The sequence below is a fragment of the Streptomyces sp. NPDC096152 genome (assembly GCF_044763235.1).
GTDB lineage: Bacteria > Actinomycetota > Actinomycetes > Streptomycetales > Streptomycetaceae > Streptomyces.
The window spans coordinates 289,475-310,634 of the sequence record NZ_JBIWFW010000005.1 but is presented as its reverse complement, the minus strand read 5'-3'; the positions used below and the strand labels follow the sequence as shown (position 1 = coordinate 310,634).

General features: G+C 74.1%; 15 protein-coding genes. 9 read left to right on the top strand and 6 right to left on the bottom strand.

Annotated elements, in window-relative coordinates:
• Positions 1-82 precede the first annotated feature (82 nt).
• Positions 83-1,060, top strand: coding sequence for a pirin family protein (locus ACIQ9G_RS19115; RefSeq protein ID WP_403610669.1), 978 nt, complete (start codon positions 83-85; stop codon positions 1,058-1,060).
• 177 nt (positions 1,061-1,237) lie between these two features.
• The gene (locus ACIQ9G_RS19110; RefSeq protein WP_403610666.1) at positions 1,238-2,272 is read left to right on the top strand and encodes an AI-2E family transporter; all 1,035 of its coding nucleotides are present in this window, start codon (positions 1,238-1,240) and stop codon (positions 2,270-2,272) included.
• Between the two features lie 40 nt (positions 2,273-2,312).
• On the opposite strand, the gene ACIQ9G_RS19105 is transcribed toward ACIQ9G_RS19110, so the two are convergent.
• Positions 2,313-4,445 (bottom strand): SpoIIE family protein phosphatase, encoded by a 2,133-nt coding sequence (locus ACIQ9G_RS19105; RefSeq protein WP_403610663.1) that lies wholly within the window; start codon positions 4,443-4,445, stop codon positions 2,313-2,315.
• A 273-nt stretch (positions 4,446-4,718) separates the two neighbouring features.
• Between ACIQ9G_RS19105 and aspS the strand changes: the two genes are divergently transcribed.
• Together aspS and ACIQ9G_RS19095 are read left to right on the top strand one after the other, a co-directional pair.
• Complete coding sequence (gene aspS / locus ACIQ9G_RS19100) at positions 4,719-6,482, top strand: aspartate--tRNA ligase (RefSeq protein WP_403610660.1); 1,764 nt, start codon at positions 4,719-4,721, stop codon at positions 6,480-6,482.
• A gap of 153 nt (positions 6,483-6,635) precedes the next feature.
• Positions 6,636-6,983, top strand: coding sequence for a DoxX family protein (locus ACIQ9G_RS19095; protein ID WP_356194826.1), 348 nt, complete (start codon positions 6,636-6,638; stop codon positions 6,981-6,983).
• A gap of 102 nt (positions 6,984-7,085) precedes the next feature.
• On the opposite strand, the gene metG is transcribed toward ACIQ9G_RS19095, so the two are convergent.
• The 3 genes from metG to ACIQ9G_RS19080 all read right to left on the bottom strand — a co-directional run bounded on the left by metG (position 7,086) and on the right by ACIQ9G_RS19080 (position 12,077).
• Positions 7,086-8,801: a methionine--tRNA ligase gene (gene metG, locus ACIQ9G_RS19090; protein WP_403610657.1), complete on the bottom strand. Its 1,716-nt coding sequence runs from the start codon at positions 8,799-8,801 to the stop codon at positions 7,086-7,088.
• A 180-nt stretch (positions 8,802-8,981) separates the two neighbouring features.
• Positions 8,982-10,985, bottom strand: a complete 2,004-nt coding sequence (locus ACIQ9G_RS19085; protein ID WP_403610655.1) for a VWA domain-containing protein — start codon at positions 10,983-10,985, stop codon at positions 8,982-8,984.
• A 261-nt stretch (positions 10,986-11,246) separates the two neighbouring features.
• Positions 11,247-12,077, bottom strand: coding sequence for an alpha/beta fold hydrolase (locus tag ACIQ9G_RS19080; RefSeq protein WP_403610652.1), 831 nt, complete (start codon positions 12,075-12,077; stop codon positions 11,247-11,249).
• 90 nt (positions 12,078-12,167) lie between these two features.
• On the opposite strand from ACIQ9G_RS19080, the gene ACIQ9G_RS19075 reads away from it, so the two are divergent.
• Positions 12,168-13,526: a PLP-dependent aminotransferase family protein gene (locus ACIQ9G_RS19075; RefSeq protein WP_403610650.1), complete on the top strand. Its 1,359-nt coding sequence runs from the start codon at positions 12,168-12,170 to the stop codon at positions 13,524-13,526.
• On the opposite strand, the gene ACIQ9G_RS19070 is transcribed toward ACIQ9G_RS19075, so the two are convergent.
• A complete protein-coding gene (locus tag ACIQ9G_RS19070; RefSeq protein ID WP_403610647.1) occupies positions 13,417-14,373 on the bottom strand; it encodes a hypothetical protein in 957 nt (318 codons plus the stop codon). The two genes, ACIQ9G_RS19075 and ACIQ9G_RS19070, sit on opposite strands and share 110 nt — an antisense overlap.
• A gap of 158 nt (positions 14,374-14,531) precedes the next feature.
• Positions 14,532-14,963, bottom strand: coding sequence for a hypothetical protein (locus ACIQ9G_RS19065; protein WP_403610645.1), 432 nt, complete (start codon positions 14,961-14,963; stop codon positions 14,532-14,534).
• A gap of 187 nt (positions 14,964-15,150) precedes the next feature.
• Between ACIQ9G_RS19065 and ACIQ9G_RS19060 the strand changes: the two genes are divergently transcribed.
• The 4 genes from ACIQ9G_RS19060 to ACIQ9G_RS19045 all read left to right on the top strand — a co-directional run bounded on the left by ACIQ9G_RS19060 (position 15,151) and on the right by ACIQ9G_RS19045 (position 21,152).
• Entirely contained in the window at positions 15,151-16,368 is a 1,218-nt protein-coding gene (locus tag ACIQ9G_RS19060) for a PP2C family protein-serine/threonine phosphatase (RefSeq protein ID WP_403610642.1), read from the top strand.
• Positions 16,369-16,456: 88 nt separating this feature from the next.
• Positions 16,457-17,833: a hypothetical protein gene (locus ACIQ9G_RS19055; RefSeq protein WP_403610639.1), complete on the top strand. Its 1,377-nt coding sequence runs from the start codon at positions 16,457-16,459 to the stop codon at positions 17,831-17,833.
• 81 nt (positions 17,834-17,914) lie between these two features.
• A complete protein-coding gene (locus ACIQ9G_RS19050) occupies positions 17,915-18,280 on the top strand; it encodes a hypothetical protein (RefSeq protein WP_403610636.1) in 366 nt (121 codons plus the stop codon).
• A gap of 4 nt (positions 18,281-18,284) precedes the next feature.
• Entirely contained in the window at positions 18,285-21,152 is a 2,868-nt protein-coding gene (locus tag ACIQ9G_RS19045; protein WP_403610633.1) for a caspase family protein, read from the top strand.
• The last annotated feature ends 8 nt before the right edge of the window (positions 21,153-21,160 follow it).

Genomic DNA, 21,160 nt, shown 5'->3' with positions numbered 1-21,160 from the left:
GAATGCCCTCCGGGCTCTCTCTGTTGGGGGTGGCAGAAAGTTCAACGCTCAACTAAAGTGTCCGCACAAGGAGGTACCGACCATGCCTGCAGTGACCGTGGAGAACACGCTGACGCTCCCGCGCGTGAGCGCGCCGGCCGACGCCGTGGCACGTCCCGTGCTCGCCGTCACGACCGCGCCCAGCGGTTTCGAGGGCGAGGGCTTCCCGGTGCGCCGGGCGTTCGCCGGGATCAACTACCGCCATCTCGACCCGTTCATCATGATGGACCAGATGGGCGAGGTGGAGTACGCGCCGGGCGAGCCCAAGGGCACCCCGTGGCACCCCCACCGCGGCTTCGAGACCGTCACCTACATCATCGACGGCGTCTTCGACCACCAGGACTCCAACGGCGGTGGCGGCACCATCACCAACGGCGACACCCAGTGGATGACCGCCGGCTCGGGCCTGCTGCACATCGAGGCCCCGCCGGAGTCGCTGGTGGTGTCAGGCGGTCTCTTCCACGGCCTGCAGCTGTGGGTGAACCTCCCGGCCAGGGACAAGATGATGGCCCCGCGCTACCAGGACATCCGCGGCGGCAACGTCCAGCTGCTCACCTCCCCCGACGGCGGCGCGCTGCTGCGCGTCATCGCGGGTGAGCTGGACGGCCACCAGGGTCCGGGCATCACGCACACGCCGATCACCATGGTCCACGCCACGCTGGCGCCGGGCGCGGAGATCACCCTGCCCTGGCGCGAGGACTTCAACGGACTCGCCTACGTGCTGGCGGGACGCGGCGCGGTGGGCGCCGAGCGCCGGCCGGTCCGCCTCGGCCAGACCGCCGTCTTCGGCACCGGCTCCGCGCTGACCGTCCGCGCGGACGAGAAGCAGGACGCGCACACGCCGGACCTGGAGGTCGTCCTCCTCGGCGGGCAGCCGATCCGGGAGCCGATGGCCCACTACGGCCCGTTCGTCATGAACACCCGCGACGAGCTCATGCAGGCCTTCGAGGACTTCCAGAAGGGCCGGCTGGGCACGATCCCGGCCGTGCACGGGATGTCGGAGAGCGGCCCGCGGGCCTGACGCTCCGGCACCCACCTCCGGTGGGCGCCGGAGCCCGCGGGCCCCGACCGCTCGTCACCGCAACCGCCTCCGTCGCCGCAGCCGCCTCCGCAGCGCCTCCCTCACCTCCACCGCTTCCGTCACCCGGGCGGGCCGTCCGCGCAGGACAGCCCGTCCGGGGCGTGTTCGGCTGGGGACGTGCTGCTGCTCCCCGAGCCCGTCCGGCGTCTCGGCGCCTGGTGCGCCGTCGTCCTGCTGGTGTCCGGGGTGGTCTGGGTCGGCGTCCGGCTGTGTGTGGAGTTCCGCACCACCGTGACACCGGTGCTGCTGGCCCTGCTCGGCACCGCCCTGCTGCAGCCCTTGTTCCGGCGGCTGGTGGCGGCCGGGGTCAACCGGTCGCTCGCCGCCGGACTCACCTGCGTCGCCGTGGTGGCCGTGGTCGGCGGGGCGGTGTACATCGTGGTGGCGGCGCTGGTGGACAGCGGGGAGCAGATCGTCTCCTCCCTGAAGTCCGCGGCCCGGTCGCTCGCCGAGCACTTCGGGGCGGCGGGGACCTCCCTGGACGACCTGGCCTCGAACTCCCGGGACCTGCTGAGCAAGTTCGGCGGGACGGCCGCCTCCAACGTCATCAGCGGGGTCAGCGTGGTCGGCGAGAGCCTCGCCATGGCCGTACTGGCGCTGCTGCTCGTGTTCTTCTTCCTGCGGGACTCCCACCGGGCCGCCGAAGCCCTGCGCTCCCTCGCCCCGCACGGCACCTCCGACACGGTGGAGGCCATGGCCCGCCGGGCGTTCCGGGGCGTCGAGGGGTTCATGCGGGGCACGACCCTCATCGCCTTCATCGACGCCGTCTGCATCACCGTCGGCCTGCTTGTCCTGCGGGTGCCCGGCTCGGTCGGGCTCGGCGCGCTCGTCTTCGTCGGCGCCTACATCCCCTACCTGGGCGCCTTCCTCTCCGGCGCGGTGGCCGTGCTGGTCGCGCTCGCCGACCGCGGGTTCGTCGTCGCGCTGTGGACGCTCGGGGTCGTACTCGCCGTGCAGGTGCTGGAGGGGCATGTGCTCCAGCCGGTGGTCCAGAGCCGGACCGTGCAGATGCACCCGGCGGTGGTGATGCTGGCGATCACCGCGGGCGCGTCGGTCGCCGGCATCGTCGGCATGTTGCTGGCCGTGCCCCTCACGGCGGCCGCGTTCGGCGTGGCCCACGAGCTCCGCGACCGGTACGCGTCCCAGGCGTAGCCGTGCCCCGGCCGAGGCTGCGGCCGGTGACGCGAGTGCCCTATTTGGCCGCCGGTTCGTAGAGTTCGAACCAGATGCTCTTGCCCTGGCCGCGCGGGTCCACGCCCCAGGCGTCGGCGAGGAGTTCGATCAGCACCAGGCCGCGGCCGGAGGAGGCCAGCTCCCCGGGGCGCCGCTTGTGCGGGAGGTCGTCGCCGGCGTCGGTGACCTCCACCCGCATCCGGCGCTCGCCCTGCTCGCCCGCTATCTCGGCGAGCAGCAGCGCGTCGGCGTCGGTGTGCAGCAGGACGTTGGCGAGCATCTCCGACAGCAGGAGTACGGCCGAGTCCACCTGCTCCTCCGACGACCAGTCGTGCAGCAGCTCCCGCAGCTGCTGCCGGGCCACCGAGACCCGCTCGGGCTCCGCCTGCGCGACGCTCAGCAGCGTGCGCCGGACCTCGGGCCGGACGGCCGCCGCGCCGCCGTGCTCCTCGCCCCGGCGGCTGAGCAGCAGTACGGCGATGTCGTCCTCGCGGCGGTCGGCCAGCGGGCCGGGGGTGTGGTGCGAGGAGGGGCCGTGCACGGCCTGCACGAGTGCGTCGGCGAGCTCCTCGGAGCCGCCCTCGTGCTGTTCGAGGATGGACCGGATCCGCTGCCAGCCGGTGTCCAGGTCGTGGCCGCCGGTCTCGATCAGGCCGTCGGTGCAGATCATCATCGTCTCGCCGGGTTCCAGCGTGAACCGGGTGGTCGGGTAGTCGGCGTCCGGGTCGATGCCGAGCGGCAGCCCGCCCGCCGTCGGCCGCAGCAGCACCGTCCCGTCGGCCATGCGGATCACCGGGTCCGGGTGCCCGGCGCGGGCGATCTCCAGCACCCCGGTGCGGGGGTCCACCTCGGCGTACAGGCAGGTCGCGAAGCGCAGGTCGGCGCTGTCGGGGTCGCTGGTGATGCCGTGCAGGAACCGGGAGACGCGGGTGAGGACCGCGTCGGGGCGGTGGCCCTCGGAGGCGTAGGCGCGCAGTGCGATCCGCAGCTGCCCCATCAGCCCCGCGGCGCGCACGTCGTGCCCCTGGACGTCGCCGATGACGAGGGCGAACCGGCCCCCGGACGCCGTCCGTGAGGAGCCGCCGGGCAGCGGGACCATGTCGTACCAGTCGCCGCCGACCTGGAGGCCGCCGCCGGTGGGGATGTAGCGGGCGGCGACGTCCATGCCGGGGATGCCGGGGCCCAGCGTGGGCAGCATCGTGCGCTGGAGCCCCTCGCTGAGCTCCCGTTCGGTCTCGGCGGTGCCGGCCCGGGACAGGGCCTGGGCGAGCATCCGGGCCACCGTGGTGAGCACGGAGCGCTCGTCGGGCGTGAACGCGACCGGATAGGTGAAGGCGGCCATCCAGGCGCCCATCGGGCGGCCCTGGACGGTCAGCGGCAGGAACGCCCAGGACTGGCGGTTGAAGCGCTGGGCGAGCGGCCAGGTGAGCGGGTAGCGGCTGCGGTACTGCTCCGGGGAGGAGAGGTAGACGGCGCGGCCGGTGCGGACCGCCTCGGCGGCCGGGTAGTCCGTCTCCAGCGCCATGTGCACGAAGGGGCCCTCGTCGCCGGGGCGCTGCCCGTGGTGGCCGATGATCGTCAGCCGGTCGCCCTCCACGCCGAAGACGGCCAGGCCGTCCGGCGAGAAGCCCGGCATCGACAGTCCGGCCGCGACCCGCAGCACCTCCGCCGTGGACCGTGCCTCGGCCAGCGCCCGGCCCGCGTCCAGCAGGAACGCCTCGCGGGAGCGCCGCCAGTCGCCGGTGACCGCGCTGCGCCCGGCCGGGGATCCCGGCGTCGGCTCGGTGACCTCCTGGAGGGTGCCGATCAGCTCGTACGCCCTCTTGCCCGGGTCGAAGGTGGGCTTGGAGCGGCTGCGCACGATACGGACGATCCGGCCGCGCTCGTCCATGATCCGGACCCGCACCTCGGCGAGGGTGCCCTCGGCCACGGCGAGCTGGATGACGCCGGTGATCTCGTTCCAGTCGACGGGGTGGAGGCGGGCGCGCACCTGGGCCTCCGTGAGGGTGGTCCCCTCGGGCGGGAGTCCGAGCAGGCGTGCCGCCTCGCCGTCGACCACGACCAGCCCGGTGGCGGTGTCCCAGTGCCACAGGCCGGTCGCGAGCGAGGCGAGGACGTCCCCCACGGCGGGCAGGGGCTCACCAGTGCGCATTGCCCCACTGTAAGAACAGGCCGTCGCACACTGCCACTGATGGCGTACAGGTGTGCGATCTCGAATTCATGTCGGACTGCCGCGGGGCAGCCGTCGGGTCGCGGATCGGCCGCCGCGGGGCCGCCATCGGGCCGCGGACGGGCTGCCGGAAACGGTGGGGAGGCGATCTTGGCGTGGCCGGTACCCTGGGGAGGTCCGGGCCGTGTGCGTGCCCGGGCGTCCCGGGGAGAGGCCCCCGGGGAAACCCCGATCGCGAAGACTGGATGAACGACGATGCATCGGTACAGGTCCCACACCTGCGGCGAGCTCCGCGCCTCTGACGTCGGCAGCGACGTCCGGCTGAGCGGCTGGCTGCACAATCGGCGCGACCTGGGCGGCATCCTCTTCATCGATCTGCGCGACCACCACGGCATCACGCAGCTCGTCGCCCGTCCCGGCACGCCCGCCTACGAGGCGCTGGACAAGCTGTCCAAGGAGACGGTGGTCCGCGTCGACGGCAAGGCCGTTTCACGTGGAACCGAGAACGTGAACACCGACCTGCCCACCGGCGAGATCGAGGTCGAGGTCGGCGAGGTCGAGGTGCTCGGCGCCGCCGCCCCGCTGCCGTTCACGATCAACGCCGAGGACGGGGTCAACGAGGAGCGGCGCCTGGAGTACCGCTTCCTCGACCTGCGCCGCGAGCGCATGCACCGCAACATCATGCTGCGTACGGCGGTCATCTCCGCCATGCGCCACAAGATGGCGGCGATGGGCTTCAACGAGATGGCCACGCCGATCCTGTCCGCCACCTCCCCCGAGGGCGCCCGTGACTACGTGGTGCCCTCCCGGGTGCACCCGGGCCGGTTCTACGCCCTGCCCCAGGCCCCGCAGCAGTTCAAGCAGCTGCTGATGATCTCCGGCTTCGACCGCTACTTCCAGATCGCGCCCTGCTTCCGCGACGAGGACGCCCGCGCGGACCGCTCGCCGGGCGAGTTCTACCAGCTCGACGTGGAGATGAGCTTCGTCGAGCAGGAGGACATCTTCCAGCCCATCGAGAAGCTCATGACGGAGCTGTTCGAGGAGTTCGGCGGCGGCCGGCACGTCACCTCGCCGTTCCCGCGGATCCCGTTCCGCGAGGCGATGCTGAAGTACGGCTCCGACAAGCCGGACCTGCGCGCCAAGCTGGAACTCGTCGACATCACCGATGTCTTCGAGGGCTCGGAGTTCAAGGCGTTCGCCGGCAAGCACGTGCGCGCGCTGCCGGTGCCGGACGTCGCGTCGCAGCCCCGGAAGTTCTTCGACCAGCTCGGCGACTACGCCGTCACGCTCGGCGCGAAGGGCCTGGCCTGGGTCCGTGTCACCGAGGACGGCTCGCTGACCGGCCCGATCGCGAAGTTCCTCACCGAGGAGAACGTCGCGGAGCTGACCAAGCGCCTCTCCCTCGCCCCCGGCCACGCGGTGTTCTTCGGCGCGGGCGAGTTCGACGAGGTCTCCAAGATCATGGGCGCGGTGCGCGTCGAGGCGGCCCGCCGGGCGGGTCACTTCGAGGAGGACGTCTTCCGCTTCTGCTGGATCGTCGACTTCCCGATGTACGAGAAGGACGAGGACACCGGGAAGATCGACTTCTCGCACAACCCGTTCTCGATGCCGCAGGGCGGCCTGGAGGCACTGGAGACCCAGGACCCGCTGGACATCCTGGGCTGGCAGTACGACATCGTCTGCAACGGTGTCGAGCTGTCCTCCGGCGCCATCCGGAACCACGAGCCGGAGATCATGCTCAAGGCGTTCGAGATCGCGGGCTACGACCGGGACACCGTCGAGCAGCAGTTCGCGGGCATGCTGCGCGCGTTCCGCTTCGGCGCCCCGCCGCACGGCGGCATCGCGCCCGGCGTCGACCGCATCGTGATGCTCCTCGCCGACGAGCCGAACATCCGCGAGACGATCGCCTTCCCGCTCAACGGCAACGCCCAGGACCTGATGATGGGCGCCCCCACGGAGCTGGACGAGGCCCGCCTGCGCGAACTGCACCTGTCGGTGCGCAAGCCGCAGCCGAAGTAGTCACGGCCGGGCCCCGCGGGGCCCGCCGGCACCGAGGTCACAGGGGCCCGGGATCACCTCGATCCCGGGCCCCTGTCACATGTTCCGCGTCTCCCCCGTCAGGTAGGCAGCGGCCGCACGGCCGCCCCGGCCCACCGTCCGAAGGAGACCGTCATGCACACCGCCCTCGTCGTCGTCACCGTCCTGGCCGCCCTGATGGCGGGCCTCTCCGGCACGGTCCTGCTGCTGCGGGTCCGGTGGATCGTGCAGGCCCTCCAGGAGTACGGGGTGCCGCGGTCGTGGTGGACCTGGCTGGGCCTGGCCAAGACCGCCGGGGCCGTGGGGCTGCTGGTCGGCCTGTTCGTGCCGGTGATCGGCCTGCTCGCCGGGATCGGTCTGGTCCTGTACTTCACCGGCGCGGCGATCACCGTGGCCCGGGCGCGCGCCTACGCGCACATCCCCTTCCCCCTGGTCTACGCCGCTCCGGTGGTCGGCGCGCTCGTCCTCGCCCACGCGGCCTGAACGGCGGCACGCGTGCCCGGCCGTGGGCGCGCCCCGCGCGACCGGGGCCCGGTGACCTCGGAGGGAGGTCACCGGGCCCCGGTGCGGACGGTGGAGCGGCGGCTACGCGGCCTCGCCGCCGAAGCGCTCCTTGTACGTCTCCAGGTCGTCGTCCGTGAGCTTCGCGAACAGGACCGGGGGCACCGTGAAGGGGATGCCCGGGGCGAGCTTGGTGAGGGAGCGGGCCTCGTCCGGGGTGCTCCACGCCGCCGTGTCGTCCGGCAGGGCGAAGGCCTCGCGCATCGTCTTCGCCGTGGTCGGGATGAAGGGCTCGGAGACCACCGCGTACAGGTGGATCAGGTTCATCGCCGTGCGGAGGGTGAGGGCCGCGGCCTCCTGGTCGGTCTTGATCTCCAGCCAGGGGGCCTTCTCCTCCAGGTAGGAGTTTCCGGCCGACCACAGGGCGCGCAGGGACGCGGCCGCCTTGCGGAACTGGAGCGCCTCCATGTGGCCCTCGTACTCGGCGAGCAGCCGTGCGATCTCCTCGCCCAGCCTGGCCTCCGCCTCGCCCGGCTCGCCGCCCGCCGGGACCTCCTCGCCGAAGCGCTTCTTCGAGAAGGACAGGACCCGGTTGACGAAGTTGCCGAGGGTGTCGGCCAGGTCCTTGTTCACCGTCGCCGTGAAGTGCTCCCAGGTGAAGGACGAGTCGTCCGACTCGGGGGCGTTCGCGATCAGGAAGTAGCGCCAGTAGTCGGCGGGCAGGATCTCCAGGGCCTGGTCGGTGAAGACGCCCCGCTTCTGGGACGTGGAGAACTTTCCGCCGTAGTACGTCAGCCAGTTGAAGGCCTTGACGTAGTCGACCTTCTTCCAGGGCTCGCGGACGCCGAGCTCGGTGGCCGGGAACATCACCGTGTGGAACGGGACGTTGTCCTTGGCCATGAACTCCGTGTAGCGGACGGCGGTGTCGACGTCGTACCACCAGGACTTCCAGTCGCGGTGGTCCGGGTCCTGGTCGGCCCACTCCTTCGTAGCGCCGATGTACTCGATCGGGGCGTCGAACCAGACGTAGAAGACCTTGCCCTCGGCGGCCAGCTCCGGCCAGGTGTCGGCCGGGACCGGGACGCCCCAGTCCAGGTCGCGGGTGATGGCGCGGTCGTGCAGGCCCTCGTTCAGCCACTTGCGGGCGATGGACGCCGCGAGCTGCGGCCAGTCGTCCTCGTGGCGGGCGACCCACTCCTCGACCTCGTGCTGCAGCTTGGACTGGAGCAGGAAGAGGTGCTTGGTCTCGCGGACCTCCAGGTCCGTGGAGCCGGAGATCGCCGAGCGCGGGTCGATCAGGTCCGTCGGGTCCAGCACGCGGGTGCAGTTCTCGCACTGGTCGCCGCGGGCCTTGTCGTAGCCGCAGTGCGGGCAGGTGCCCTCGACGTAGCGGTCCGGCAGGAAGCGGCCGTCGGCCGGGCTGTAGACCTGGCGGATGGCGCGCTCTTCGATGAAGCCGTTCTCGTTGAGCCTGCGGGCGAAGTGCTGGGTGATGTCCCGGTTCTCCGCGGAGGAGCTGCGGCCGAAGTAGTCGAAGGCGAGCGCGAAGCCGTCGTACACCGCCTTCTGCGCGTCGTGCGCCTGCGCGCAGAACTCGTCGACCGGCAGGCCCCGCTCCTTCGCGGCCAGCTCGGCCGGGGTGCCGTGCTCGTCGGTCGCGCAGATGTAGAGGACGTCGTGGCCGCGCCGGCGCAGGTAGCGGGAGTAGACGTCCGCCGGGAGCATGGACCCCACCATGTTGCCCAGGTGCTTGATCCCGTTGATGTACGGAAGGGCGCTGGTGATGAGGTGTCGAGCCATCGCGGGCTGCTCCCAAGTCGCTACGCGGGGTGACGGCCGGGCGGTTTTCCGGACCGTCCGATTTCGTCTACGAACCTTGAAATCGTAGCCGACACGACCGCGCCGCCCGCTTCCCGTTCTACGGGCTGGGAAGCGGGCGGCGCGGTGTGCCGTGCGGCGGCTGCGGGCGGTTACGAGCGGTTACGGACGCCAGGCGGCCAGGATGCCCTCGTAGAGCTCCTGGTCGGTGAGCTCGCGCGGGGTGGGGCCCGCGTGGAAGAAGGCGGTGTTGCCGGTCTTCAGCTTGCGGAGGTAGTCGAAGGCCTTGTTGTCGTGCTCGCCGAAGGCGACGAAGGAGAAGAACACGGTGGGGTGGTTCTTCGCCGCGTCGGTGAGGGACTGGGTGGCCGGGGTCTTGGCGTCGGGGGCGCCGTCCGTCTGGAAGACGACCAGGGCGGGGGTGCCGGGGGCCGACTTCTCATGGTGGGCGACCACGGCCTCGACGGCGGCGTGGTAGCTGGTACGGCCCATCCGGCCGAGGGAGGCGTGCAGCTCGTCGATCTTGTTCTCGTGCTCGGTGAGGGTGAGCTCGCCGGTGCCGTCCAGTTCCGTGGAGAAGAAGACGACGTGGACCGTGGCCTCGGGATCGAGGTGCGCGGCGAGGGCGAGGGTCTGCTCGCCGAGGGCCTGGGCGGAGCCGTCCTTGTAGTACGGGCGCATGGAGGCGGAGCGGTCGAGGACGAGGTAGACCTTGGCGCGGGTGCCGGTGAGGTCGGTGCGGGTGAGGGTGGTGGTGGCTGCCTGGTAGGCGGTGGTGAGGGTGGGGGGGAGGGCGGGGCCGGGTTCGGCGGGGGTGTCGGCTGGGGCGGGGGTGCCGGCCGGGGCGGGGGTGGACGTCTCGGCTTCGCCTTCGCCGGAAGCGTTCCCACCCGCACCACCCGTGCGGGTCTCGTGGTCGGGTGCGGATGGCCCCTGTGGGGCGGTCTCGCCGTCGGCGGCTTCCGGTTCGGTCGCCTCCTCGGCCTCCTCGGCCTCCTCGGCCTCCTCGGCCTCCTCGGCCTCCTCGGCCTCCTCGGCCTCCTCGGCCTCCGGGGCTTCGGAGGCAGTCGTCTCCGGCTCGGGGGCCTTCTCGGCGTTGGGCGTCTCCGGCTCGGGCGCCTTCTCGGCGTCCGGGGCCTTGGAGGTCTCGGTCTTCGCCGCGCGCGGCTCCGGCTCTGCCTCGGGCTCCGCGGCGGGCTGCGGGTCGGTGGCCTCGGGTGCCGTCGGCTCGGGCGTCTCGTCGGCCTGCGGCTCCACCGGCTGAGGGGCTTCCTCGGCCGCCGGGGCCTTCGCCTTCGGCGTCTCCGGCTGGGCGGCGGCCTCGGCCTCGGCCTCGGTCTGCGGGGCGTCCGCCTCCGCGGTCTCCGGCTTGGTGGCCTTCGCCGTCTCCGGCTCGGGGGCCGTCTCCGGCTCGGCGTCGGCGGCCTCGGGCTCGGTCGCCTCCACGGCCTTCGGGGCGTCCGTCTGCGGCTTCTCCGGTTCGACGGACTCCGGCTCGTGGGCCTCAGCCGGCTGCGGCTCGGCGGCCACCTCCGCCTGCGGGGCTTCGGACTTCGCCGTGACCGGCTCCGGGTCCTCCGCTGCCTCCGGCTCCGTCACCTCGGCCCTGACCGGCTCCGTGACCTTCGCTGCCTCCGGCTCCGGCTCCGACTTCTCGGCCGCCGCTGCCTCCGGCTCCTCGGCCTTGGCAGGCTCCGGGGCCACGGGCTGTGCGGGCTCCGGCTCCTCGGTCTGCGCCGCCTCCGGCTCGGCCTCGGCGGCGGCCGGCTCTTCGGCCTTCGCGGGCTCCGGCTTCTCGGCCTTGGTCGGCTCGGGCTTCTCCGCCTGCGCCTCGGCCTTGGGCTCCGGCTCCGGTGCGGGCTCGTCGAGGGGCTTGGACTGGGCGGGGACGGTGATGCTGTCGAAGGCTGCGCTGACGAGGTCGTGTTCGTCCGGGGAGGACGGGCGGGGGTCCGGGACGTGGGGGGTGGTTGGGGTGGGTTCGGGGGACGGGGACGGGAGCTTGGCGTCCGACTGCTCGGCGGGGGCCGCCGGCTCGGGGGACGGAGTCTCCTCGTGCGCGGGGGCGGTGTCCTGGGACGGAACCCGTTCCGCACCCTCTGCCTCGGCCGTGCGCCCCTTGCGTGATCGGCCGAACGCGTTCCGCAGGAGAGTGAGAATGCCCATGTGCGCAACCCTTCGCATGAGTTAAGCCCGTCGATCCCTGGCCAGGACGGACACGTAAGGTTAGCGGCCCGAAGTGATGATCTTGGGCAGGGGCGAGAGCCCGGGTACAAGCCGTGTCCATGGTGCCCGAGCAGGCCCGACCGCCCGCCCCTCGACGCGGGGCTGTCCGCCGGTGGAGGGTCAGGCCGACGAGCAGCGCGCGGTGGTCGGCCCCGGCGAGCCCGATGACCCCGCTGCCCGTGTCAGGAACCGGCCCAGCACCTACGAGATGCCGTCCACCCGTGTCAGGAACCGGCCCAGGGCCTCGTTGAACGCCTGCGGGCGTTCCAGGTTGGGCAGGTGCGCCGCCCCCTCGATCACGTGCAGGGCGGAGTCCGGGAGCGCGGCGTGCATCGCCTCCGCGTCGGCGACCGGGGTGAAGGTGTCGTCCGCGCCCACGACGACGAGGGCCGGGACCGGGAGGCGGGTCAGCAGGCCGCGGTAGTCGGGGCGTTCGGCGCGGCCGCGCAGGGCCGCCGCGGCTCCCTCGGCGGGGGTGGCCGTCATCATGCGGTGGACATGGGCCTTGACCGCGGCGTCGGCGTACGGGGCGACCATCCTCTCCAGCGCCTCGTCGGCGTAGCCGCCCATGCCCTCCCGCAGCAGGCGGTCCGCCATCGCGTTGCGGGCCGCCCTGCCCTCCGCCGTCTCCGGAGCCGGGAAGGTGTCCGCGAGGACCAGACCCCGGATCCGGTCCGGGAAGCGCCGGCAGCACTCCATCGCGATCTGGCCGCCCATCGACAGCCCGGCGAGGACGAAGGTCTCCACCTTCAACTCGTCCAGCAGGTCCTCGATGTCCTGCGCGAACCGCGCCAGCGGCGTGACGCCGGGGACCACGGGGGAAGCGCCGTAGCCGCGCAGGTCGGGGGCCACGACCCGGCGGGCGGCGGAGAAGGCGTCGAGCTGCGGGGCCCACATCGTGCGGTCGAAGGGGTGGCCGTGGATCAGAACGAGAGGGGTGAGAGGGACGGAGGGGGTGGCGGGCGCAGTGGGGGCGAGGGAGGCCGGTGGCTCTTCGGGGCCTTTGTCCTCGTATGCGAGGAAGGGTGCCATGGCAGCGACCCTAGAGGCGGTCAACTCCTCGGTGCAATAGAGTCTTTGCCCTCGGAGCAATGGGGGCGGAAGCCAGGCGAGGGGGCCTTCGTGGACGACTACCGGCGCATCGCCGACCGGATCGCCGACGCGATCGCGGACGGGCGGCTCGCCCCCGGCCGGAGGCTGCCGCCGCAGCGGGCGTTCGCGCGGCGGCACCGCATCGCCGCCTCGACCGCGGCGCGGGTGTACGGCGAACTCGTGCGGCGCGGGCTGGTGGTGGGCGAGGTGGGGCGCGGCACTTTCGTGCGGGCCGCGGCACCGGCGCCGGCCGGCCGTTCGCTCGCCGAGTTCCCGGCCGTCGCCCCGCCGGCGGTCAACCTCGAACTCAACTACCCCACCGCGCCCGGCCAGTCCGAGCTGCTCGAACCCGCCCTCGCGGCCCTGCTGCGGCCCGGCAGCCTCACCGACGCCCTGCGCCCTGCCGCCGCCACCGGCACCCGCGCCGCCCGGGAGGCGGCCGCCGCGCTGCTCGCCACCCCGGGCTGGCGTCCCGAGCCGGACCGGGTGCTGTTCGCGGGAAACGCCCGGCAGGCCATCGCCGCCGCCCTCGCCTCCCTGGTCCGGCCCGGCGGGCGGGTCGGCGTCGAGGCGCTGACGTATCCGCTCGTCAAGGAGATCGCGGCCCGGCTGGGGATCGTCCTGGTGCCGCTGGCCACGGACGCGGAGGGCCTCAGCCCGGACGCACTTGCCGCCGCCCACCGCTCGGCGCCGCTGTCCGCGCTCTACCTCCAGCCGACGCTGCACAACCCGACCTCCCTCACCACGAGCCCGGCGCGGCTCCTCGGGCTCGCCCGCGCGGTGACCGAACTCGGCCTGCCCGTCGTGGAGGACCGCATCTGGGCCTTCCTGCACCCCGGCACCCCCGACCCGCTGGCCGCCCACGCCCCCGGCCTCGTCCACGTCGTCGACGGGCTGTCCAAGCGGGTCGCCCCCGGTCTCACCGCCGGCTTCCTCGTCGTACCGGCGGACCGGGTCGAGGCCGTGGCGGCGGCGGTGCGTTCCGGGGGATGGGGCGCGGGAGGCTTCGCGCTGGCGGCGGCCGTGCGGTGGGCCGGGGACGGGACGGTGGCGCGGCTGGTGGCGGCGAAGCGGGCGGAGGCGGCCCGGCGGCAGCGGCTGGTGGGCCGGCACCTGGGCGCCTTCGCCGTACGGTCCGATCCGTACGCCTATTTCACCTGGTGGGAGCTGCCCGCGCCATGGCGCGCGGACACCTTCACGGCCGCGGCGGCCGCACATGGGATCGCCGTCACGCCCGGACCGGCCTTCGCCGTCGACCCGGCCCGTACCCCGGACGCGGTCAGGCTCGGGCTTGCGTCGGCCCCCGAGCCGGAGCTGCAGCGGGCGCTGCGGACGCTCGCCGACGTCGCCCGGAGCGGGGCGGACGGGGGCGCCCGGAGCGGGCGGTGACCAACGTGAGGGCGGCGACCGTCAGGCCGATCGCCACCAGCAGCCAGGAGGTCGTGCGCAGGGTGGAGGTGAGGGCGTCGTAGACGGCGCCCGCCGCCGGGTGGGAGACCTCGCCGGGCAGGTCGGAGAGGGTCAGGTCGCGGCCCACGGCGAGGGCGAGGGCGAGCAGCCCGCCGCCGAGGGCGGTGCCGAGCGCGGTCGCGAGGACCGCGCGGCGGCGGCGGGCGGCCAGGGCGATGCCGGCGACGGCGAACACGACGGCGGCGACGGGGAGCCAGAAGCCGGCGACTTCGAGCACGTGGAACCCCTTCCGCAGACGGCCCAGTTGCTGGGCCGGGAGCAGGGAGACCTCGGTGTGCTCGACGGGGATGCGGCCGGCGAGCGGCACGTGGTCCTGGGTGAGCTGCCGCTTGACCTGGGCGGTCACGGGGGCGAGGTCGACGGTGACCGGGCGGTCGTGCTCGGCGCGCTCGTCGCGCAGGGCGTGCAGCACGGCGTCGTGGGCGGCCCGGTTGCCCTCGTTCCACGCCGTGCGGAAGGCGGCGGTCTGCGTGAACGAGCGCACCGCCTCGTGGACGAAGGGGGCCACCGTGCCCCGGACCACGCGCGCGTCCAGCTCGCGGTCGATCTCGCGCGTGTCGATCTCGTGCATGATCCCGTCCCCGACGGTGTCGGCGACGGCGTCACGCACGTCCGGGTCGCCGGCGAGCGGCGCCATCGTGGTGACGTAGCGGCTGGTGTCGGCGAGCCCGTACGCGGCCCAGGCCGACAGCGCGCCGAAGGGCACGAGCAGGCACGAGAGCGCGATCAGAGCGGTCGCCGGACCGCTTCGCAGACGTGGGGACACCCTCCCAGGCAACGGCCTCGGGGCGGGGGGCGCGAGTGGGAGTGGGCGAACGGGTGAGGGTTCCGGGGCCCCATGTGCGGAGGGGTGGGGCCTCCGGGGCAAGGCGCGGCGTGGCGCGGGGCCCGGCGGACAGGTCGAGCCCCGGCGGGGCGCGGGGGTCAGAGGTGGTGGCCCTCGGCGTCCTCGTGGGTGTAGCACCAGTAGAAGAGCGAGACGCCCACCAGGGCGGCGCAGCCCAGGCCGATGAAGAGGGCGGTGAAGACCGAGTCGCCGGTCTGGGCGTAGAGGAAGCCCACGGCGATGCCGGTGAAGGCGCCCCACAGGGTGGCGTGCAGCTCGCGCCTGAGGCGCGGCGCCAGGTACAGGACACCGACCATGGCCAGCATGAACACGATTGCGGTGACCCAGCCGAAGAGCAGGTTCCAGCCGGTGACCGGCCCGCCGTGGCGCTGGTTGGCCGCGGCCCAGAAGCCGTAGACGAGTCCCAGCACGGCGGGGATCGCCCAGCGGGCGACGGCGTGGGTCCGCTCGCTGAAGACGTCGGGCGGGTGGGTGCGCCTGGTGCTGCCGGGCGCGAGCGCCTGAGCCATGAGAGCACTCCTCTCTCTTCGCCCCCGCCTACCAGGGCACACCGGGCGGCGGGCGTCGGCAAGTCGGCGGACGGGATTGTTCCAGAAGCTTTCCGCGGCCGCGCCCGACGTGTGGGCCGTCCGGCCCCACCCCACCCCGCCCCCGGCCCGGATGCGGCCGGTGCGCCGCTGTGTTTCGCTGAGGCGCGTGAGTGACGGCGGTGGGGGTGCGGAGCCGCTCGACCGTTATCCGGAGCACGGTCGCGGCGACGTCCTGCACCGCGGCCAGTTGCTGCGTGTGCGCGGGCGCAGTGTGGCCTGGGTGCCGCCGCTGCTGCTGCTCGTGGCGATCGCGGTGGTCGACTGGAACACCACCGGCGAGTTCCGGATCATCTCCTGGATCGTGCTGGTCCCCGGCATCTCCGCGGCGATCTGCGGGGTGTGGGCGACGGCCGTCTTCGCCGCGCTGTCGGTCGTCACCTACCTGCTGGTGGACAGCGCCTGGCCGCACCAGTTCCAGACCGGGGTCCCCGACTTCATCCTCGTCGCCACCGGCGGCATCCTCGCCGTGCTGGCCTGCGCGGTCCGGGTACGCGGCGAGCGGCGCATGCTGCACATGCAGGACGTCGCCGAGACCACCCGCCGCACCGTGCTGCGGCCTCTGCCCCCGGGCTTCGGCGGGCTGGACCACTCGGCCGCCTATCTCGCGGCCGACACCGAGGCCCGCGTCGGCGGCGACTTCTACGACATCCAGCCCGGCCCCGGCCGCACCTGGGTCCTCATCGGCGACGTGCAGGGCAAGGGCCTCGGCGCGGTCGAGGCGGCGGCCGCGCTGCTCGGCACCTTCCGCGAGGCCGGCTTCCACGAACCGTCCCTGGCGGCCGTCGCCGAACGCCTGGAGACCCGGATGCTGCGGCACCGCCGCCACACCACGGCGCTCGGCCGCGAGGACGGCGACCGCTTCGCCACCGCCCTGCTCCTCGGCTTCCCCGCGGACGCCACGAACGCCGTGGAGATGGTCAATTTCGGCCATGAGCCGCCGCTCGCGGTCGGCCCCGGCGGGGTACGGCCGCTGCCGCAGGGCGACCGCCTCCCGCTCGGCCTCGGGGAGCTGGCCCCCGGCCGTCCCCAGGCGGTGCGGCGGATGGAACTCGGCCCCGGTGAGACCCTGCTGCTGTTCACCGACGGCGTCACGGAGTCCCGCGACGGCGCGGGGAGGTTCTACCCGCTGGTCACCGAGCTGGCCCGCGCCGTGGCCGCCGACCCGCGCACCGCCGAGCCGCAGCGCCTGGTCGCCCACGTCCGGGACGGCACCCTGCGCCACTCCGGCGGCCACCTCGGCGACGACACCACGATCTTCGCCGTCCGCCGCGCCGCCGGGCGGGCCACCGGGCGGGGGCCCCGGTACGGCCTCGACCGGCGCTGACCGGTCCGAAGCCCACCTTTGCAGCCGCAGAGGCTACGGTGCTGACGTACGCGACCAGTCAGGATCACCGACACGACACGGGGGGACGATGCCCGGAACAGTGCTGCTGCTGGCGGCCTCACCCGTGGGCCGGGGGCGCCTGGTGGACGCCGCGTCGGTGCTTCCCGTGCTGGCCGCCGTCCCGCCCGCCGTGCTCTCCGGCACGGACACCGCGACCGTCGTGGAACTCGTCGACCCGCTCGAACCGCAGGCCGTCCTGACCCGGCTGCGTGCCGCCGCGGCGGCCCCCGGCCCGCTGACCGTCTTCGTCACCGGCCAGCTCCAGCTCGACCGCCGGCAGCGCCTGCCCCATCTGGCGCTCGCCCGGACCGCCCCCGCGACGGTCCGTTACACCGCCCTGCCCTGGCACTGGCTGCGCGAGGAGCTCCGGCTGCGCCCGGACGGCACCACCACAGTCCTGGCCGACCTGCACGCGGACCCGGAGGCCTGGGCCCAGCTCCGGGAGCGCCCGCTGGACTCGGGCCGCAACATCGCCGTGTACGGCCGGATCGCGCCCCCGCCGTCTCGGCGCACGGTCGCGGTGCCGTCGTACATGAAGGCGGTGGCGACCCTCCTGCGCAGCGGGCACCGGCCGCCACCAGGCCAGTTGCACCAGCAGGCGCTGGCGCGCCTCGCCGACGAGGGCGGTACCGGCGGCGACCTGGTGCTGACGGCACAGCCGCCGGGAGCGGGCGTCCCGTACCCCGCGACGGACGCGTCCCTCCGTCCCGGCCGGCACCCCGCGACCGACGCGCCCTTCCCTCCCGGCCGATACCCCGCGACGGCCGCGTCCTTCCACCCCGAGCCGCCGGCCGCGGCGGCCGGGGGCGCCCCGGCCGGGTGGCGGCTCCCGCAGCCGCCGGCGTTCGACCCGATCGCCGCGACGGCGGAAGGCGTACCCGCCGGGGGCCACGCCCCGCAGGCGCTGCTGACGGCCTCCCCGCTCGCCGCGACGGCCGACGGCGTCCCGGCCCCGCGGCGCGATCCGCGGCCGCCGGGCGCGGACGACCCGCACGCCGCGATCGCCGAGTGCGTCCGGGGCGGGCGGCACGGCGACGCCGACGCGCTGGCCGCCCGCTGGGAGCAGGCCGCCGTACGGGCGTACGGAACGGCCTCCGAGGAGGCGCTGCACTGGGCCGAAGTCCGCGCGGATCTCGCGATGTTCGCGGGGGACGCGGCCCGCAGCTGCCGCGCCTGGCTGACCGTCGCCACCACCCGCCTCGCCCTGGGACAGTCCCCCGACACCCCGGAGGTCGAGGCCGCCGTCGACCGGGCGCACCACCAGTGGGGGCAGGTCGGCGACCCGGCGCGAGCCCGTGAACTCGGTCCCGAACTGGCCGAGTTGCGCGGCCGGGTGCCCGGCCGGCGGCAGGGCGCGCTGGACCACGTACGGCAGCAGCTGCGGCAGCTCCAGACGCAGGGCTGACCCAACTCCGCTGGTAGCAAAAGGACGTGTCCGGTACGAACCCTCCCCGCGACCCCCGCCGCGATGCCAGAATGGTGAGTTATGGCTGAGGGGGATGGCGTGGCCGGCCGAGGCATCCGGGTCCGGTTGGACGGGAGCGCGGGCAGCACCAACGACGTCGCCGCGCTGAAGGCGTGGCTGGAGCGGGAGAGACCGCTGGAGGAGCTGGTCCGCGGCGGCCGGTTGCGGATCCTGGAGCGGCCGCGCACGGACGGCCCGCCGGGGCACATGGGTGTCGGCATGGAGATCCTGCTGGTCGTGGTCGGCGTGGGCACCGAGATCACGTTCCGGGAGCTGCTGGCGCAGACCAAGCGGGCGGTCGCGGCCTGGAAGGAGAACCGCCGCCGGGTGGAGCGCGGTGATCCGCCGGAGGAACGGGTCGATCCGGTGGACCTCGACGAGGGGTAGCCCCGTGGACCGCTTCGACCCGCGCGGGCGGGTGAACCGGGCGCTGCTGGTCGGCGTGTCGGACTACGACCATACGAAACCGGCCGAACCGGACGGCGTCCCCGGCGATCTGCCCGCCGTCCGGCACAACCTGACCCACCTCGAGGAAGTGCTGCGGCGGGGCGGTGTGTTCGACCCGGAGCAGATCACCGTCCGGCGTTCGCCGTCCCTGGACGAGTTCAGCGAGGAGCTGCGCACGGCCGCCCGCCTCACCGAGGGGCTGCTGCTGTGCTACTTCGCCGGGCACGGGGCGGTGCCGAGCGCGGGCAACGAGCTGTTCCTGCAGATGCGCAACGCGCGCGTGGTCGCGGGCGGGCGCGCGGTGTTCCCCGGCGCCGACGCCTTCACCGCTGTGCTCACCGAGCTGGCCGGGAGCCGCGCCGAGCGCGTCGTGGTGATCCTCGACTGCTGCTACGCGGGCAACGCCGCCAAGGTCTGGCACGACTTCGCCGACCGACGCCAGAAGATCCTGCTGCTGATGAGCGTGCAGGCCAACCGGCTCATCGACTCCGGCGACGGCACGAGACCGACGCCGTTCACCGACGCACTCGTACGACTCCTCGGCGCGGACGGGGAGTCGTCGCTTCTGGAGCTGCTCGACCGGCTGCGGGACCGGATGTCTCTGGCGGGCCGTACGACCACGCTCGGGGACCTGTGGGAGCCGCAGCTCGCCGGGGAGCCTGGCACGGACGTCCTGCTGGCGGCGGCCCCCTTGTCACCGTCCTCACCGTTGTCGTCCTCCCCGCCGTCTCCGCCGTCGTCACGGTCCCCCGTGTCGGCGTCGGCGTCGACGTCGGGGGCGGCGGTCTCGGCCGCCTCGGTGTCTCCCCCGTCCTCCACCCAGTCGTCCGAGCAGCCGGGGCCCGGTCCGGAGGCGTCCGAGCAGCCGCCCCGTGCGGAACCGCCGGGATCGGGGCGGCCCGGTGCGGAGCGGCCGGGATCCGAGCCGCGGGGACGGCCGGGTTCGGCGCCGCCGGGATCCGGGCGGCCGGATGCGGAGCCGTCGGAGCGCGCGGAGTCGTCCGGGCCGGGGCGGCCGGCGGGCTCCGGGGCCCGGGGCTCGCTCGTGGCCCCGTTGCGGGCCGTTCGCGGCCGGGGCCGCGCCGCCGGCCGGTGGTTCCGCGGGCTGCGCCCCCGCGTCCGGGCCGCCGTGAGCGCCCTGATCGTGCTCGCGCTCGGCGCCCTCGGCATCGGCTGCTACGTCCTCATCGCCCCCGGCGGCGACCACCCCTGCGTGCCGCCGCTGGAGCTGCGCGTACTGACCGACCCCGACCTGGAGCCGACGGTGCGCGCGGACGCGGACGCGTACCTCACCTCGGACGCCAACACCACCGGGCACGGCTGCCGCCGTACCGGCATCACCGTCTACGGCGCGGGCGCGGCCGCCGCGGTCAGCGCGCTGCACCAGCAGACGGACCCCTGGCAGGCACCCCGCGAGGACGCCGACCCGCAGCGGGACGTGGGACCGCAGCCGGACGTCTGGATCCCCGCCTCCGTCGCGGACGTGCCCCGGGTCAACACCGACCGGCCCAACCGCTCCTTCGCCCCGCTGGAGCCGGAAGCCGGGCCCTTCGTGTACTCGCCGGTCGTCCTGGCCGTCCCGCAGAACACCGCCGCGGACGCTCTGGCGGACCGCGTCGGGCGCCCGCTGTCCCAACTGGTCGACGCCCTGAGGAAGCAGGACGCGAACGCCGAGGTCCGGCGGCCCGACCCCGAGTTCACCGACTCCGCGCTCCTCGCGACCGTCGGCCTCTACGGCGGCGGCGGCGCCGACCCGCGCACCGCCGAGGGGAGGATCCGCCCCACCGGGCCGCCCGCGCCCACCTCCGCCGAGCTGCTGTGCACGCTGCCGGCCGACCACGCCGCGGACGGCCGCACCGCCGTACTCGTCCCCGAGTTCCTGCTGAAGAGCGGCGTCGGCTGCGCCCGGACCACCCGGGTGCGGCGGATCGCCGAGTACCCGAGCGACGTACCAGGGCTGACGCCCACGTTCGTACGGGTGCGCTGGGAGGGCGCCGACCGGGACGCGCAGGCGCGGGACGACGCCGTGCGCCGCTTCCACGACTGGCTCACCGGCGAGCCGGGCCGTGCCACGTTCGAGAAGGCCGGCTTCCGGCAGGCGTCCGGCCCCGGCCACGCCCTGCTCGACCAGGACGACCCCGGCGAGGGCGTGCTGCGCGACCCCAGCCCGCTGCCCGGCCCCGCCGAACCCGGGGTGATGGACACGGTGCTGGACCGGTACCGCAGCGCCAACGGCCCCGGCCGGGTCCTCTACCTCCTCGACAGCTCCGGTTCGATGAACGCCCAGTGGCGCGGGCCCAGCGGCGGCCCCGGCCTGCTGAAGCAGTCCCTCGGCGGACTCGGTGTGCAGGACGAGTACGGCGTGTGGTCGGTGTACGGCACCTCGGGCGCACGGTCGTACGGGACGCTGCTGCCCTTCACGCACCACCGGCGCGCCGACGCCGAGCGCGTCGTGGACGGCGGGGCGCGGGTGCGGGACGCGGAGGCCGATCCGCACGCGGCCCTGCTCGCCGCGCTCGACGAGATGCGGCGCCGCGGCACCGACGACGCGCGGCCGCAGCTGATCGTCTACATCACCGACGACGAGGACGACAACCGGCTGACCGGCGGGAACCTGGACGAGGTGCTGACCCGGGCACGCCGGCTCAAGGTGCCGGTGGACATGGTGTCCCTGGCGGGCGGCTCCTGCGACGAGGGCCGGCCCGACGCCCTGATCGCCGAGGCGAGCGGGGGCCGTTGCCTGGACGCCGGCGACGACCTCGGCACGGGGCTGCACGACGAGGTCGCACGGGTGGGGACGGGGGAGGACTGATGTCACGG

Coding starts and splice junctions, on each gene's coding strand:
- ACIQ9G_RS19115 (WP_403610669.1), top strand. CDS start 83: ATGCCTGCAGTGACCGTGGAGAACACGCTGACGCTCCCGCGCGTGAGC.
- ACIQ9G_RS19105 (WP_403610663.1), bottom strand. CDS start 4,445: ATGCGCACTGGTGAGCCCCTGCCCGCCGTGGGGGACGTCCTCGCCTCG.
- aspS (WP_403610660.1), top strand. CDS start 4,719: ATGCATCGGTACAGGTCCCACACCTGCGGCGAGCTCCGCGCCTCTGAC.
- ACIQ9G_RS19095 (WP_356194826.1), top strand. CDS start 6,636: ATGCACACCGCCCTCGTCGTCGTCACCGTCCTGGCCGCCCTGATGGCG.
- metG (WP_403610657.1), bottom strand. CDS start 8,801: ATGGCTCGACACCTCATCACCAGCGCCCTTCCGTACATCAACGGGATC.
- ACIQ9G_RS19085 (WP_403610655.1), bottom strand. CDS start 10,985: ATGGGCATTCTCACTCTCCTGCGGAACGCGTTCGGCCGATCACGCAAG.
- ACIQ9G_RS19080 (WP_403610652.1), bottom strand. CDS start 12,077: ATGGCACCCTTCCTCGCATACGAGGACAAAGGCCCCGAAGAGCCACCG.
- ACIQ9G_RS19065 (WP_403610645.1), bottom strand. CDS start 14,963: ATGGCTCAGGCGCTCGCGCCCGGCAGCACCAGGCGCACCCACCCGCCC.
- ACIQ9G_RS19055 (WP_403610639.1), top strand. CDS start 16,457: ATGCCCGGAACAGTGCTGCTGCTGGCGGCCTCACCCGTGGGCCGGGGG.
- ACIQ9G_RS19050 (WP_403610636.1), top strand. CDS start 17,915: ATGGCTGAGGGGGATGGCGTGGCCGGCCGAGGCATCCGGGTCCGGTTG.